Below are 15,197 nucleotides of genomic sequence, written 5' to 3' on the forward strand. Positions count from 1 at the left end.
TAGCTGCTGCTTTTTACTGTTTGACAGACCCTAACATGATTCCGGTTACAAAGTATCTTTGGACAAATGGATAGATGGTGAGTATCGGCAGAATGGTTAATACCATCGTTACTGATTTAATATTGGCAGCAATCTGTGTCAGGTTATCCGCTGAGGTTGCACCGGCAGACGCCCCACTTGTCGCTCCTGCAATCATATTGCGCAGATAAATGGTGACCGGGAACAGTTCTTTTTTGTCCAAATACAGAAAGGCTGGGAACCAGGAATTCCAATGGCCCACTGCGTAGAACAGCACCATGGTTGCCATAACTGCTTTACTTAGTGGCAAAATAATGCGTAACAAGATTCCGTAAGTGTTCAAACCGTCAATCGAGGCAGCTTCCTCCAGTTCTTCAGGCATATTTTCAAAAAATGATTTCATGATCAGCATGTTGTATATGCTAATTGCGCCAGGAACAACAAGTGCCCACATGGTGTTGTTGAACCCAAGGGAATTAATCAACACATAGTTTGGAATCAATCCACCACTGAAGAACATGGTGAATACGGCGAACATGGTCAGAAACTTGCGACCCATTAATCTCTTTTTGGACAGGGCATATGCGAAAATAGTCGTCATGAACATGGAGATTAATGTACCTACCACGGTGTAGATAATCGTATTTTTATAATTCGTCCAGAACATGCTGTCACGTGAGATCGTCTTGTACGTCTCCACATTGAACCCTCTTGGGAATAGACTAACTTTTCCCGAATTAATATACGACTCACTACTGAAGGATTGAGCCACGACATTTAAGAATGGATAGAGCGTTATAAATACCACGAACAGCAGAAAGATAACATTGAATACTTTAAATACCTTGTAAGATCTGGATTCCTGCATGATGCTCCTCCTTTACCATAAGCTTCTTTGTGTCAGTCTGCGTGAGATCGCATTTACGGAGAACACCAGAATCAGACCGATCAGCGATTCGAACAAGCCAATTGCGGTAGCATAACTGAAGTTACTGGATTCCAGTCCGACCCGATACAGGTAAGTCGAGATGACATCAGATGTCTCGTAGATTAGCGGATTGTACAAGAGTAAGATTTTTTCGAATCCAACAGCAAGGAAATTACCCATGTTCAAAATCAATAATGTCACAATCGTTGGCAAGATCCCTGGTATCGTTACATGAATCGTTTGCTTCCACCGATTGGCACCATCGATACGTGCAGCTTCATACAGAGAATCATCTATGGTTGTCAGTGCAGCCAGATACAGAATTGCTCCCCAACCCATACCCTGCCATACCTCAGAAGTGATATAGATTGTTCGAAACCACTCCGCCCGCTGCATAAAAGGAATATTGTCTCCAGTGAAGAAAGCTACCAGTCCATTAATGGAACCATTCACTGCTGTCAGTTGCAGGATCATACCCGCCACGATAACGATGGACAGAAAATGAGGCAGATATGACGCGGTTTGAACAAACTTTTTGAATCGTTTACTCTTCACTTCGTTAAGCATCAAGGCAAAAATGATTGGAACCGGGAATGTAAAGAGCAAACCGAGTCCGCCCAACATCAGCGTGTTACCAAATACTCTCCAGAAGGTAGGGTCCTCAATGAACATTTTGAAGTATCTTAACCCAACCCACGTTTCTCCAAATATACTTCCTCCGGGAACAAAGCGTCTGAACGCAATTACATTTCCGATCATCGGCCCATATTTAAAAATAAGGAGATAGATGATGGGAAGGATTAATAGTGAATACAACTGCCAGTCTTTGCGGAACAAAGTTGCTGCCGTTCGTAATCTGCTTTCTTTACGTAAAGATGTCATGGTTAACGTTGTTTTAGCGGTTTCCGACTCCATGTGTTTTCACTCCAATCCAGGACTTGATAGATATAAACTATTTCATGAGCAATTCCCATCGCTTCTTTGGTAGAAAACAACCAATCCTTCAATTTCACCCCCACCACGAAATAGAGTACAGCCCAATGTAAGCGATATCATTTTGATATTTTATGTAAAATCACTCAATCCAAGGTGCTTCACATCATGCATTAGCACTTAATAATTGGTGTGATCTCCAAATCGAAAGAAGGTCTTCGAAGTGTATAAAGCGCTTACAACAAATAAGAAATAATTAGCAACAACCCTCGCTTCCATTCAAATGAATTCAAATGAATTAAGTCAAAAGAAATTGCTCAGAATAATCTAAATACTAGTCATACTAGTATGTTAGTTATATTTTAATCCAGCTCCCCCCTAATTTCAATAACTTTTAGCAAAATAAATGGAAATCTCATTTAACAAGGCAACTTAGTTAATTTACTCAAATTAAAAAAACATTGGTAACTTCAAGAACGATATCATCGTTCATTGAAGCTTCCAATGTTTCATAGTGCTGAGGAAAGATGTTATGGCTGATTTGCTCAGAACTTAGCAATAAGTTGATCTAATTCGGATAAATGCGTAATTTCATGGTCAGGCGCATACGTTTCATTGTTGGTCTTATGCTCACGGTTAATCCATACGGCTTGGATGCCTGCTGATAGAGCACCACGAATATCCGTCGTCAACTTGTCCCCAACCATCATGCTCTCTTCGGGTTTAACACCCAGTTTACTCAAAGCATGCTCGAATATGGACGGATCTGGTTTTCCTTTTCCAAAGTTACCCGAGATAACAATCTCATCAAAGAAAGGAGTCAATTCAGGTACACCATCCAACTTCTCTTGTTGCAAAGCAGGACAACCGTTCGTTAACAGCAAAAGTTTGTATTTCCCTTGTAATTGACGCAAAGTATCCATCGTTTCTTCGTACACATGAGGTCTGGATCTACGTTCTACTCCAAACTGCACGGCCAGTTGTTCAGCAAGATCTTCCCGATCTATACCCAACTTCAACAAGCCACGACGCCAGGATTCTTTACGATAAGCTGGAGCAAGTTGTTCCAACTGACGGAACTCAGCTTGATCCCCACCAGTAAAGTTGGCCCAAAGGCCTTCAAACGGATTGATTCCAATCATTTTGGTAAAAGGAAAGGTCTCATAAGATTCATACAGTGCACGTGCCTCGTTACGAACAGCTTCTTCAAGTTCCTCCGGTTTGACCCCAGTCTCTTGTGCTGCAATTAGACAAGTCTCATGAAATGCTTCTCGAACACTGCGCTCATCCCACAATAAAGTATCATCCAGGTCGAACAAAATCGCTTTTAACGCCATTCCGATCATCTACCCCTTTATGCAATAATTACTTATCGATCGTTTCCACGGTGATCTGGTGTGCTTTTGCAAACTTCAGCAAACGTTCTGCAATCGCATCTGTATCGTAACGATTCAATAACTTGGTGAACACCCATCTTTTCCCGCGACTTTTATGTTCGATAACAACTGTGCCTGGTTCAATTCTGAATTTGACAATATCTTCAACCCCGATTGAACGTTCACGATTACCCTTTGTCGTTATAATCCGATTACTGCTGATCTTGATGTATGGACGACGAAGCATGAAGATGACTGCCAAAAATACGTAAAGCAGCATCGTCACCCAGTCCCAGGTTGTCATCGGAGCTTGCACAAGGAACGTGCTCATAAACAGATACAAAAAGGCGAGACCGATCAAAAATATAGGGAACAAAAGGCTACGTCCCTTAAAGACTTCTTCACCTGGTGTACCTGTGATGGGCTGACCACTTTTTTTGCGTTGCTGATTTAACTGCTTGGAATTTTTCTTAACCGTTCTCTCGAACGAACGCGACATGAGAATCCCCCTTATGTGTCTTTGTATCGGCTTACATAACTGTAAACCAACATTTCCCCCTATAAATTGCATACTCAGAATAACAGGAAGAAACCTAAATATCATAATGATATCATTAGGTTTCGTTAGTGTTTGAGTTTGCCTTGGTGGCCTTTGTCATTCTCATCATCAACAATCTCAATGGTATCCAGTTGTTGTCTGAAATTGCTGCGAATATTACTCAAATAAATCTCTCTTAGCTCGGCACGTTCAGCAAGTTCTTCCGCCGACAATCCAGTGGACTTTTGCTTACGAGCCAATTCGTTAATACGTGCTACCAGACTATCTATATCCAAGCTTGTCCCCTCCAAAAATACAAAGTCATATTAACTTTGCCATGATAAAGGCTGCTTGTCAAGCTGACACGCGTTAACTCTCATTGATGTGCTTTTATTCTGCGAATTGCGGTAGAGTTAGTACTTGTCCCACTTGGATCGAAGTCGCTTGAAGTTGATTCACTTTCTTAATTGCTTCTATATATATACGTGTATCCATATTAGTCGGTTTATGTTCCAAAGAAATACTCCATAATGTTTCCCCTTGTGAAACGGCTATCTTTCCTCCAGGCAGAACATCATTCTCATTGCCAGCAAATACCGTTAATACAGTGCTACATCCAATAAATATAATCAAAGAAGTGATGGCTACCTTTAATATCCATGAAGAAATCTTGAAACGCGCTAAAACCTTCTTGTAGTTCCCTATGTTAGACTTCACCAGTTCCGAATTCATCGGTTCATAAATACTTTGATAAGTTGAATATCTCATTAAATACCCGCCTCCAAACGTTTGTTCCTATCTATTGAAATCAATATAACACGAACACTTGTTTTGTTCAATAGATTTTTAGAACAATTGTTCGCTTATTTTTTGAAGGAGAAATATCTTAATTCAAACCCTTCTGCGAAGCATTTGCAGTATTTTGCTCTCACTTTTGAACAAATTCTGTTTTATAAGTTAAAAAACACTGATTATATGCCATTTTATTTAGAACTTATGTTTGTACGAACGGAGGTTCTATGTTATAATTTTCCCAAACGTTACTAAAATGGGGTTGATACGGTATGTCGAAGATATCCAGCAGGCAGCAGGCAATTCTGGAATTTATACGAAATGAAGTCCGGTTGAAGGGGTATCCTCCTTCCGTACGGGAAATTGGTGAAGCTGTTGGACTGGCTTCCAGCTCAACAGTACATGGACATTTGGATCGCCTGGAGAAAAAAGGTTTGATCCGACGCGACCCTACCAAGCCAAGAGCCATTGAGCTTTTGAGCCAGGAAGAATCTGAGCATTCTCATCAATTTGCTCATAGCGTTGCACGTATTCCTGTCGTTGGTAAGGTTACAGCCGGAGTTCCAATTACTGCAACCGAGAACATTGAAGACTACTTCCCTCTTCCTACACATTATGTAGGTGAACAGAAAGTGTTTATGCTTTCGGTAGTCGGAGATAGTATGGTGGAAGCAGGAATCGTTAACGGAGATTACGTTATTGTCCGTCAACAGCAAACTGCTGATAACGGTGATATCGTAGTGGCAATGACTGAAGACGATGAAGCTACAGTGAAAACGTTCTATAAAGAGAAAGATCATATTCGCCTTCAACCGGAGAATGCGACCTTCGAGCCTTTACGTTTGAAACACGTTAGTATTCTGGGTAAAGTCATTGGCCTTTTCCGAGATATTCATTAATAACTAACCTGAGTAACAAAACTAGATGCAATACACTGAATACAAAAAGAGGTTGCCCTGATGAACAGGACAACCTCTTTTTATGTTTATATTGTTTTATCTGCTAATTATTCACTGCGTTTCAGAACACTCTTGTGATGCGAGAACACATCAAAGCTCTGTTGTCCGTGATATGAGCCCATACCACTCTCTCCTACACCACCAAACGGAAGATAATGCGAAGTCATATGAGAAAGCGTGTCATTAATACATCCCCCACCGAAGGAAACTTGATTCAGCACCTGATCCTGTAGTTGCTCATCCTGTGTGAAGAGATATAGTGCCAATGGTTTTGGCCGGCGAACAATCTCATCCAGCACGGGATTCAGGTCGCTGTACGTAAATATGGGAAGAATCGGACCAAAGATCTCTTCTTGCATGACAGGTGAATCCCAGTTCACATCTCCAAGTACAGTCGGCTCAATCAGCAACTGCTCACGCACAGACCGTCCACCTATCAGCGTTTTGCCATCTGTAAGAAATTTCGACAACCGATCAAAGTTACGCGCGTTGACAATATGCGGGAAATCAGCATTCTGTAACACATCATCCCCAAATTTATCTTTGACCTCTGCGCCAATCAGATTAATCAATTCATCATGAACTTGTTCATGCACAAGCAAGTAATCCGGAGCAACACATGTTTGCCCTGCATTCAGGAACTTACCACGAACAATACGCTGAGCTACCAGCTTCAGATCTGCGTCACTATGGACAATAGCAGGACTCTTACCGCCTAATTCAAGAGTTACAGGAGTCAGGTGCTCCGCAGCTGCCCTCATAACAATGCGACCAACACCCGTACTGCCTGTGAAGAAAATATAATCAAACTTCTCTTTCAACAATGCTGTGCTGGCTTCGACTTCCCCTTCCATAACGGCAATATACTTTTGAGGAAAGATCTCCTGAATAAGATCATACGTCAGACGAGATACGGCTGGTGTTAATTCAGAAGGCTTGATAACTGCACAGTTACCGGCTGCAATTGCTCCAATCAGTGGACCAAACGCCAGTTGGAAAGGATAGTTCCAAGGTGCAATAATAAGAGCCACTCCGTATGGTTCAGGGTAAATGGTGCTCACCCCATCCGGCATAGCTGAATTGGTTGGGACTTGTTTTGGCGCAGCCCATTCCTCCAGATGTTCTAATGCAAAATCCAATTCACCCAGAACAATGCGAATCTCGGAACCGTAAGCTTCGGCCTCGGATTTGTTCAGATCCGCCCGAAGTGCATCTTGAATCCGTTGCTGATACTTTTCGATTCCTTTTCTAAGCTGTTGAAGTGCATTAATCCGATACTCAATATTTTTAGTTTGTCCTGTATAAAAAAATGTACGTTGTTCTGTCACCAATTGTTTTGCCTGATCCATATTAACATCTCCAATTAATTATTTAAAATTAAATTGCTCAAAATTCAATTAAAGTATACCTCTTCTATATGAAACTATCAACATAATATTGAAACTTTAATTTGAAACTTTCTGAAATTTGGCAGGAATTTAATAGAACAGAGTTAAAAGTCCCTTTTGTTTCATGACTATCAGAATTTACAGGAAGCTTGATTTAAACTTTTGCTGCCCACAATTTAATGCACTTTAGAAAGAGTCCTAATTTCAGTTTTTTTTCATAGATTACTAGATAAATAATAATGGTTTTTCGCTACAACAATTATGAAGTGATACAATTCATTAAATTGAGAGGTTTATTAACCATATATAAAAAACTCTCCTTTCATTAATGATAAGAGAGTTTTTAGGATTATCTATCGGTGAAAGTATGTATTTTGTTAGTTATATGTAAGCCTTGGTTACAGACAAACACAGAAATGCTATGTGGATGACCAAGAATGCTTTAGGGGACAATTGGGGGCATTTTGGGGGCACTTTGATTTTTCTTTAAATGTTTAGGGATTTGCCCACAAAAAGAAAAACCCCTCAGCGCTAGAGCGCCAAGGGATTGAGCTATTAGTACAAAGTGATATATTGATCGCGTTCCCATTGGTGGACTTGTGTTCTATTTATGTTCCATGCTTTCAAAGTGAATCATCCACCATCGGAAATCGGCTTAAAACAAGTATTATCAGTGATCAGCTTTTCAAAACTAATCATAATTATTCAGACTTTTGTGGGCATTTTGTGGGCGCTTTTGTGGGCGCCCTTTTTTTCTTATTATAATGAAGAAACACGTTTCAAATATCCACTTTGATTGTATTACTACTCTGACATATGACGCTGGTTAATCAAAAATCTCCTAATTAAAATAATATGCTTATACAGATATTATAAAGTATAAGCTCGCAATTCTAAAGCGATACAATCTCATTAATTAACAGAGACAATTTCGGCTAAAGAAACCCAATCCTCCAACATCATCTTTATTTCACACCGTGCTGAGTTTAATCCCACAGCTACTCCTGATATCGGCTCTTCGAAGAAAGGGTTAAATAATATCAATTCAACATTACTACTTCTATTATAAGAGTCAACAAGTACTTCACTGATCCGTTGCATTTCCTGATCGTCCAGTTCCGGCTTACCACGTCTCTTCTGTTGCTCACACTGAGCCAACCATGCCTCTCTATGTCCAGGCATAATCATTCTGGATGTATCATACAACCCGTTATACTTCAGTCTGCTACGCATGACAAGCTCCCCCTTAATATTGAGTCCAATAGTCAATGTTCCCAGAAGGTGGTGTGTGGTCTACCTTAGGACGTTCTCCCTCACGTTCCCACCCTTCCAGTATCACTATGTTGGCCGTGTCAGACTTATCTTCCCAATGTATGTATTCCGCAACCACAAGAGCGTCCAGAGCAGCCATTACGTCTGGCTTATACTTACCCGTTTTGACAGTCAGTTCGTGGATCGTGGGAAATCTCCGCCGTCCACCTTTGTAGTTGTACAAGATCCTCAGTACCTTGCGTTGAAAATCCGTCAACATTTTAAGTCCCCTTAAGCTGTTGTTATTATTGGACGGCATGCCAGTAAACCAGATTCCCTAAACGTACGTGGCTGTCCCGACAATAGATCATCAGCTTTAATCATTCCCGACCGTATGCTCTTGACTTGGATACGTCGTTTGGTAATCTTTCCACTTTGATCCTCATAGATAATTTCAACCAACCAACCCAAGTATTTCACTGGCATGTTCATCCCCCCCCCAATTTAATAGAACATTTGTTTGTATTTTTATTATATGCGAATGTATGTTCGTTATTCAACAGAAAAAAATACCCAGTCCAGAGACCGGGCTCCTTTATACCAAATTCACAAAATACAAATAAAAAGGTTCACTAGCAAATAAATGCTGGTGAACCTTTTTGTTATAATTCAAGCCAATCTTTAAACTTAACTTCTTCTTCATCAAGAGTCCTACATGCGAGCAAAGGAGTCCACTCCCAAAAATAATTCCCATTGCTTCGTATAAAGTATTCTAATAATTCAGCAAAGGTGAGACCCAAATAATCAAAATCTGATCCAGATGATCCTAAGAACAAATTTCTTTTATCCTTCTGAGAAGCAAAAAATATCGTGCCTCCCGCATATTTAATCAAGGGGAATAATCCTGGAGCAATATCTGGAGAATAAAAATCGGCTTCTTCATCCATTTCCTTTACGCTATATACAACCAGCGATTCACCATCGCCAGTATCAAACAATGAAGCACCATTACTTATTTTAAGAAACTCAATAATATCTTGTGGCAGCTTTATTTGATGTTTGTTTTCAAGCGCATGGATATCATTTTGAAGAGCAGGCTTATGAAAAACAAATTTCGCCTTATAGAGCTCTCCATCTCCTCGAAGCACATTTAAAGAATTTTCATTTTCCACTTGTGAAATCAGAATCTTAAGAAACTGACTGACTCCAGAATTAGTCATATTCATACTCTCCTTTTATTACTTATATCCAGCAAAGAAAGATGTATAAAGTTTATGGACATTTTTGCTTAACGGGATTAAGTTACTATTATCATTGGTGCCACCAAACTCTTTAGGTCTGATATGATGTATATCAACTAAATCCCAATTATAATTGGGTACGTTGTACGTTGTTTGGTACCACTGTCTAAATGGTTTGCGTTCTTTATCAGTCCAATTTACAGGAGTAGAGGTTTTTGCCCAAGTCAAACTAACTGGGTCTGTAATTCTTTTTCCTGATACAGGGTCAACATAGTCCCCAGGCCAAGGGCGAGCCGTTTTACTAAGTAGTAGCGTTGAAGACGAAGATACCAAAGGAACTATTTCTTTTGGGTAGTGCACACTTACTTCAAAAGTAACCGAGTAATAACCTACACCTGATAAAGCGATGTTTTTCTGAGTCGACGATCCAAGCCCTGGGAATGTGATGTTATCAGAGGTTCTAGATATGACTTGTGGCGTACCTCCTTTAGTCATAGCTTTTTTTAGAACGTAGTTTACACCTACTAAGACAGGTTTGGAACCGACTACCTTTGTAACGCCCAACCCAGCAGTAATCTTGCTTGTGCCTCCCTGTGGGTTCAAAACAGGTTGAATACCAATTGAATTTACTCCCACTGCAGCAGGAGAAACTTTTGATGTTGCAGGTACTTCTGCTAAATTTGCTTCTGTTGAAATTAACGGCTGTTGCATATCAGGCGAGGAATAAATATAAATACTCTCACCTGGTTGAATTGTTTCTCCATTTACTTCAAATGTATAAGTAGTTTCTGGAGTTGTACCGTAAATGTCAGGAACATCACTATTTTCCTTGAAATCATCAACGAGATCACGATCAACAACAGGATCAAGGTCTATTTCAGATGAAATAGCATTCTCGTTGATATTTGGATTACTATCTTCTTCTGCACTAATTGAATTAGGGAAAAGTCCCAGCATGAGTGCTAAAGCTAATAACAAGGCGAAGTTCTTTCTTAATAGTTGTTTCATGAATTATCTTACCTCCAAAGGATTAGTATATTTATGCCCTTCTACCCTCCATTCAAGCTTCTGATCATACAAATATTATTATCTATTAAATTACCATAATAAACCATGGGCATTATTAACTAATATACAACTGATTCCTAATACCCTTATGTATTTCATATAAAAGAAATAAGCCCCACTAACAATATGCCAACAGTACCTTTCATTCCTAACTCAGACACATGGAGATATATCTGGAAGTGGAGCTGGGATATTGTTGCGTTTTTACCGGAGTCTGATCGGTGAAGATTCGTGCAGCAGGAAATTTAATATTTGGTTTTTCAATTTAACTTTAGATGCGATCATCGCAAAAACGACATAGAATTTAAATTAAATATCCCATAACTTACCGACTCAATCCTTTATGGCAAAACGCTATAATTGGGTTGAGGTGTTTTTATGTTTATCAGTCCTATGTTATTAGCAACAGCACCGGGCCCCTTCTCACATTCAGAATTCATTTTTGAACCTAAAGTTGACGGTCACCGGTTGATATATTCTCAACAAGCCGGAGAAGTCCGGCTATTCACTCGCCACAACAACGACTGTACCCGTCAGTACCCGGAATTACTTCTGCCGTTTGACTCTGATATTATCTTGGACGGCGAGGTCGCTTGCACTGATCCAGAGACAGGGCTTAACGACTTTGAAGCAGTCATGAGTAGATTCAGCACAAAGCAGGCCAGCAAGATAACGCAGCTCACTCATAAACTGCCTGCCACATTTGATATTCTTTTCTTCCAAGGACGAGATCTACGTAAGCTACCTCTTATGGAACGCAAGATGATCCTACACAATCTATCTCTTCCTTCCTCTAACTTTGGAGCTGTGCCTCATATAGAAGGCGCTGGAGAGGAGTTATACACTCAGATAGAGACTATCGGTATGGAAGGCGTAGTTGGAAAGCGCAAAGACAGCCAGTACATTAGCAGGCGGTCCAAGGATTGGTTGAAGGTTATTAACTGGTCATATGCTGACGTGTACATTACCGGATACAAAAAATTCGAATTCGGGTGGCTTGCTGCTGTTCCAGATCCAACTGAAAGGATGCGCCCAGTAGGGATCATTGAGCATGGTCCAAGTCCCAAACATAAGCAGGCTTTCCGCGGAGTGTGCCAGCAGCTTATGACTGGAGAGGACAAGAATCACGTTTACCTGGAACCACGTATACAAGCCAGGGTCAAAATGCGGAGCTGGACCAAATCGGGCTTACTGCGTATACCTGTATTTGATCAATTTATTGTCTGAGATAATGCAAAAAAGGCTTCGCAACTTAATGCGGAGCCTTTTTTATTGACTTCTTAGTATTCGCTCACTTCAAACGTTAGGACTCGATCAAACAGGATGTAGTCTTTACGGCTCTTGAACGGACCTCTGTTATTGTCATGCTTATCAATCGCGTATGATGCTTTTCCGCTTCCTGCTTGTTTTGTTTCATACCAATCAATGAAACTATTTACTTCTTTCATGCTCAAGTCAAACTCTTTCTCAAGACCGGTAGTCATAGTCACGACAAGGATTGCACGATCACCTTTAGGCTGTTCCGGTGTTGGTGTCTCGGTATTATCATTATTTATAGTTAATGCTACTTCATTCGAAATAACTGTTTCTACTCCATTGAAAATAGCTACGATTTGGAAGTAGTAAGTTTTACCGAATTCCAAATTTGGTACTTTATAAGTTGAGCTATTTTTACCTTCTACTGTAATCGAATCTGTGTATTTTCCTGACTCAGTACCATATTGAATTTTATATCCTGTAGCATCGTTAATTGTATTCCAATTTAAGGTAGCTGTAGTTCCTGTGATAGAACCATTTAGTTTGATATATTCAAAACTGCCTAATGTAATTTCATCGATTGCCAACCAAGAAGAACCACCATCCCCCTCAATCTTTATGCCCTCATATACTCCTTGCGTAACTTTAACCGGGGGAGGTGTATTAAATCTTTCTGAAAGTGCTTGGGTTTCTTTAGGGCTTATAGCAGTCCAGGTGCCATCTTTTAATCCATAGATTTGATATGTAACGGACCTTATCGGTTGTGCTGCAGTGCTAATATGAACAAAGTTAAATTCAACTGCTTCGGGAAATTTTAGTTCAACGGTACCTCTATATGTACCTGCATTCCATTCGTTTTTCAGCTTACCATCAATCACATTTTTCGCAATGTATGTAGAATACTCGCTACTTGCCTTTACTTCAGTTCCAGTGGGTGGAGAAAATCCAAGCATTCCATCTACCTTATTACTTAATGGAGAGTCCGCTCCTGTTGTTGATTGAGAAAACAACAGAATTATAAGCAGAACAGTCAAAAATGCCAAACAATTTTTTTTCATCGTTAATCTCCTTATTCTTTATTATAGAACTAACTATAACGACCTACAGGATTAACGTCTAAACATAAACTTGCTGATCTATAAATATCATCTAATTTATTGCATTTTTATTTTATATTGGATGCGCATCTCCACAAATTACCCGTTTCTATTCTTAAATATTTGAGTATTATTACATAGTATAGAGTCTCAAAGGAGGCATTATCATGTGCGGAAGATTTACAATTATTGATCCCATAGACGCTATAATGGACAGGTACTATGCATCTATAGCTGATGGCTTTGAGTACAAACCTAATTACAATGCAGCACCCATGCAGTTCATTCCTACGATCATCGGCAGCAAAGACGGTAATCGATTGGGTTCTCTCCGATGGGGACTTGTACCCGTTTGGGCCAAGGATGACAAGATCGGGAATAAGATGATCAACGCCCGGGCCGAGACGATTGCGGAAAAGCCAGCCTTTAAACGTCTGATCAGTTCTAAGAGGTGCATCATACCAACGAACGGGTTTTATGAGTGGCGTAAGGAAGGAACGGCAAAGCAGCCAATGCGCATCTTGATGAAGGATGACCGTATATTCTCGCTTGCCGGCCTGTACGATACTTGGACAGATCCGGATGGAAACAAACTGAGCACATGCACTATAATTACAACTGAACCAAATAGCCTGATGGAAGACATCCACAACCGCATGCCGGTTATCCTGCGTCCTGAGGATGAGGCTGAGTGGCTTGGAAGAGATAATGATAATATTCAATCACTACTTGGCTTGCTCAAGCCGTATCAAGCTTCTGAGATGAGAGCATATGAGGTGCCAAAGGAAGTTGGAAATGTGCGGAATAACTCAGTGGAATTATTGGAAGAATTAAACTAGTAATTGTGCTTTATCGACTAATGTACGTCGATAGAGCTTTTTTCATTTATTTAACACTTAATTGAATAAATAGACTTTATTGTTTAGACATGGAATTAAGGAAATTGTAATATCAACTCTGCCAATACATTTGAAGGAGAATACATATGAAGAAAATTGTTTTACCTGTTTTATTGTCATTGTTATTAGTGTTTAGTCTTGGATCAAGTGCGTTTGCCTCTGAAAGTTTAGAAAAATGGGAAGAGAAAAACAATCTTCCTATTTCAAGAGGTTATCCACACGTAGCTATAGCTAATCAAACCATTTATTTAATTGGAGGTACTTCGTCCGGATATACTCAAGTTAAAAATGTATATGAATATAATCAAAATGATGACTCATGGACTGAAAAGGCTCCTATGCCTACTGCAAGATTCGGAGCAGCAACGGCTGTAGTAGATGATGTGATTTATGTGATCGGCGGTAAAAGTGGATCTTCATATTTGAACATAGTTGAAGCATATAATTCAAAAACTAATACATGGACAAGCAAGGCAAAATTACCTGAGACAAGAAGTTACACTTCTGGAATTTCCATCAATAATAAGATTTATGTTATAGGTGGATACAATAGTTCAGGTTCAAACACAAAGACAGTCTATGAATATGATCCCGCTACAGATAAATGGTCAACAAAGTCAAATATGCCTACTGCTCGATCTGGCGTAGGACTAGCGGTCTTAAATGGAAAAATTTACGCAGTAGGTGGAGAAAATGGAGGTACAACAGTTGAAATCTATGATCCTGTTACAGATACTTGGGAAACTGGCGTACCCTATCCCGAAGCTGCAATATTTATTGGGGTGACAGAACTTAATGGAAACCTATACGGAGTTGGTGGTGGAAAACCTGATGGTTCTACTAAAATAAACTCTGTTTATGAATTTAATCCTCTTAAAAATGAATGGACTAAAAAGTTGGATATGCCCACAAAAAGAAGACCAGGTGTAGTATCATTTAATAATGCTATTTATGCAATAGCAGGTGAAGCAACTACCTCTACTAATAAAGTTCAGGTTTATTACCCCGGCATTAATGAAGAACCGACAGATCCGACGGATCCGACAACGCCTGTGGAACCTAGTCCTGATCCAGAACCGTCAGGTGACCGTGCTATTCTTGTAGTAACAATGACAACAGGATTGGAGAAAGAATACGATCTTCCAATGAGTGATATAAATGCATTTCTCAACTGGTACGATGCTCGTGATATAGGAATTGGCCCAGCTAAATTTGCCATCAATAAATACAGCAACAACAAAGGTCCATTCAACATTCGTACAGATTACGTGATCTTCGATAAGATATTAACGTTTGAAGTAAGTGAATATACGACCAACTAAAACGAAAGAGCAGTGAGGTTATCCCTCCTGCTCTATTTTTGTACCCTAAACTCAAACGTATTACGAAAGTATCTCTTCCCCATGATCTTAATAGATATTGCGGTATAAGACTCCACCGGACCGCCATAGT

Annotated in this window: 17 protein-coding genes; 4 read left to right on the forward strand and 13 right to left on the reverse strand. The window is 39.9% G+C overall.

Annotation, left to right across the window (positions count from 1 at the left end; translation table 11 throughout):
* Positions 1–13: 13 nt before the first annotated feature.
* From MKX40_RS17680 to MKX40_RS17705, 6 genes are all read right to left on the reverse strand, one after another.
* Positions 14–886: a carbohydrate ABC transporter permease gene (locus MKX40_RS17680; RefSeq protein ID WP_036613592.1), complete on the reverse strand. Its 873-nt coding sequence runs from the start codon at positions 884–886 to the stop codon at positions 14–16.
* A 12-nt stretch (positions 887–898) separates the two neighbouring features.
* Positions 899–1,861: an ABC transporter permease subunit gene (locus MKX40_RS17685; protein WP_339234536.1), complete on the reverse strand. Its 963-nt coding sequence runs from the start codon at positions 1,859–1,861 to the stop codon at positions 899–901.
* Between the two features lie 563 nt (positions 1,862–2,424).
* Positions 2,425–3,216: an HAD family hydrolase gene (locus MKX40_RS17690; protein ID WP_339234538.1), complete on the reverse strand. Its 792-nt coding sequence runs from the start codon at positions 3,214–3,216 to the stop codon at positions 2,425–2,427.
* 28 nt (positions 3,217–3,244) lie between these two features.
* Positions 3,245–3,754, reverse strand: coding sequence for a hypothetical protein (locus MKX40_RS17695; protein WP_339234540.1), 510 nt, complete (start codon positions 3,752–3,754; stop codon positions 3,245–3,247).
* 125 nt (positions 3,755–3,879) lie between these two features.
* Positions 3,880–4,089: a DUF896 domain-containing protein gene (locus tag MKX40_RS17700; protein ID WP_339234543.1), complete on the reverse strand. Its 210-nt coding sequence runs from the start codon at positions 4,087–4,089 to the stop codon at positions 3,880–3,882.
* A 94-nt stretch (positions 4,090–4,183) separates the two neighbouring features.
* Entirely contained in the window at positions 4,184–4,561 is a 378-nt protein-coding gene (locus MKX40_RS17705) for a LysM peptidoglycan-binding domain-containing protein (RefSeq protein ID WP_339234545.1), read from the reverse strand.
* Positions 4,562–4,857: 296 nt separating this feature from the next.
* Here MKX40_RS17705 and lexA point away from each other — a divergent pair, with 296 nt between their 5' ends.
* On the forward strand, positions 4,858–5,484 hold the full coding sequence (gene lexA / locus MKX40_RS17710; protein ID WP_017688034.1) for a transcriptional repressor LexA: 627 nt from the start codon (positions 4,858–4,860) through the stop codon (positions 5,482–5,484).
* Between the two features lie 107 nt (positions 5,485–5,591).
* On the opposite strand, the gene MKX40_RS17715 is transcribed toward lexA, so the two are convergent.
* The 6 genes from MKX40_RS17715 to MKX40_RS17740 all read right to left on the reverse strand — a co-directional run bounded on the left by MKX40_RS17715 (position 5,592) and on the right by MKX40_RS17740 (position 10,432).
* Complete coding sequence (locus tag MKX40_RS17715) at positions 5,592–6,893, reverse strand: aldehyde dehydrogenase (RefSeq protein WP_339234548.1); 1,302 nt, start codon at positions 6,891–6,893, stop codon at positions 5,592–5,594.
* Between the two features lie 951 nt (positions 6,894–7,844).
* Complete coding sequence (locus MKX40_RS17720) at positions 7,845–8,165, reverse strand: YolD-like family protein (protein ID WP_339234551.1); 321 nt, start codon at positions 8,163–8,165, stop codon at positions 7,845–7,847.
* Between the two features lie 13 nt (positions 8,166–8,178).
* Positions 8,179–8,463: a hypothetical protein gene (locus MKX40_RS17725; RefSeq protein WP_339234553.1), complete on the reverse strand. Its 285-nt coding sequence runs from the start codon at positions 8,461–8,463 to the stop codon at positions 8,179–8,181.
* Between the two features lie 11 nt (positions 8,464–8,474).
* The gene (locus MKX40_RS17730) at positions 8,475–8,669 is read right to left on the reverse strand and encodes a hypothetical protein (protein WP_339234554.1); all 195 of its coding nucleotides are present in this window, start codon (positions 8,667–8,669) and stop codon (positions 8,475–8,477) included.
* Positions 8,670–8,845: 176 nt separating this feature from the next.
* A complete protein-coding gene (locus tag MKX40_RS17735) occupies positions 8,846–9,403 on the reverse strand; it encodes an SMI1/KNR4 family protein (protein ID WP_339234556.1) in 558 nt (185 codons plus the stop codon).
* 18 nt (positions 9,404–9,421) lie between these two features.
* Entirely contained in the window at positions 9,422–10,432 is a 1,011-nt protein-coding gene (locus tag MKX40_RS17740; RefSeq protein WP_339234558.1) for an HNH endonuclease signature motif containing protein, read from the reverse strand.
* A gap of 438 nt (positions 10,433–10,870) precedes the next feature.
* Between MKX40_RS17740 and MKX40_RS17745 the strand changes: the two genes are divergently transcribed.
* On the forward strand, positions 10,871–11,719 hold the full coding sequence (locus tag MKX40_RS17745) for an ATP-dependent DNA ligase (protein WP_339234560.1): 849 nt from the start codon (positions 10,871–10,873) through the stop codon (positions 11,717–11,719).
* A gap of 53 nt (positions 11,720–11,772) precedes the next feature.
* Here the strand turns inward: MKX40_RS17745 and MKX40_RS17750 are convergent, their stop codons facing one another.
* Positions 11,773–12,807, reverse strand: a complete 1,035-nt coding sequence (locus MKX40_RS17750) for a fibronectin type III domain-containing protein (RefSeq protein WP_339234562.1) — start codon at positions 12,805–12,807, stop codon at positions 11,773–11,775.
* A gap of 206 nt (positions 12,808–13,013) precedes the next feature.
* Here MKX40_RS17750 and MKX40_RS17755 point away from each other — a divergent pair, with 206 nt between their 5' ends.
* Complete coding sequence (locus tag MKX40_RS17755) at positions 13,014–13,685, forward strand: SOS response-associated peptidase (protein WP_339234565.1); 672 nt, start codon at positions 13,014–13,016, stop codon at positions 13,683–13,685.
* Between the two features lie 146 nt (positions 13,686–13,831).
* Positions 13,832–15,067, forward strand: coding sequence for a kelch repeat-containing protein (locus MKX40_RS17760; protein WP_339234567.1), 1,236 nt, complete (start codon positions 13,832–13,834; stop codon positions 15,065–15,067).
* Positions 15,068–15,197: the final 130 nt, after the last annotated feature.

It is taken from the genome of Paenibacillus sp. FSL R5-0517 (assembly GCF_037974355.1).
Classification (GTDB): Bacteria; Bacillota; Bacilli; order Paenibacillales; family Paenibacillaceae; genus Paenibacillus.

Bases quoted from the DNA above. Each gene is read 5' to 3' on its own strand.
- MKX40_RS17680 (WP_036613592.1), bottom strand. From the start codon at position 886: ATGCAGGAATCCAGATCTTACAAGGTATTTAAAGTATTCAATGTTATC.
- MKX40_RS17685 (WP_339234536.1), bottom strand. From the start codon at position 1,861: ATGGAGTCGGAAACCGCTAAAACAACGTTAACCATGACATCTTTACGT.
- MKX40_RS17690 (WP_339234538.1), bottom strand. From the start codon at position 3,216: ATGGCGTTAAAAGCGATTTTGTTCGACCTGGATGATACTTTATTGTGG.
- MKX40_RS17695 (WP_339234540.1), bottom strand. From the start codon at position 3,754: ATGTCGCGTTCGTTCGAGAGAACGGTTAAGAAAAATTCCAAGCAGTTA.
- MKX40_RS17705 (WP_339234545.1), bottom strand. From the start codon at position 4,561: ATGAGATATTCAACTTATCAAAGTATTTATGAACCGATGAATTCGGAA.
- lexA (WP_017688034.1), top strand. From the start codon at position 4,858: ATGTCGAAGATATCCAGCAGGCAGCAGGCAATTCTGGAATTTATACGA.
- MKX40_RS17715 (WP_339234548.1), bottom strand. From the start codon at position 6,893: ATGGATCAGGCAAAACAATTGGTGACAGAACAACGTACATTTTTTTAT.
- MKX40_RS17720 (WP_339234551.1), bottom strand. From the start codon at position 8,165: ATGCGTAGCAGACTGAAGTATAACGGGTTGTATGATACATCCAGAATG.
- MKX40_RS17725 (WP_339234553.1), bottom strand. From the start codon at position 8,463: ATGTTGACGGATTTTCAACGCAAGGTACTGAGGATCTTGTACAACTAC.
- MKX40_RS17730 (WP_339234554.1), bottom strand. From the start codon at position 8,669: ATGCCAGTGAAATACTTGGGTTGGTTGGTTGAAATTATCTATGAGGAT.
- MKX40_RS17735 (WP_339234556.1), bottom strand. From the start codon at position 9,403: ATGACTAATTCTGGAGTCAGTCAGTTTCTTAAGATTCTGATTTCACAA.
- MKX40_RS17740 (WP_339234558.1), bottom strand. From the start codon at position 10,432: ATGAAACAACTATTAAGAAAGAACTTCGCCTTGTTATTAGCTTTAGCA.
- MKX40_RS17745 (WP_339234560.1), top strand. From the start codon at position 10,871: ATGTTTATCAGTCCTATGTTATTAGCAACAGCACCGGGCCCCTTCTCA.
- MKX40_RS17750 (WP_339234562.1), bottom strand. From the start codon at position 12,807: ATGAAAAAAAATTGTTTGGCATTTTTGACTGTTCTGCTTATAATTCTG.
- MKX40_RS17755 (WP_339234565.1), top strand. From the start codon at position 13,014: ATGTGCGGAAGATTTACAATTATTGATCCCATAGACGCTATAATGGAC.
- MKX40_RS17760 (WP_339234567.1), top strand. From the start codon at position 13,832: ATGAAGAAAATTGTTTTACCTGTTTTATTGTCATTGTTATTAGTGTTT.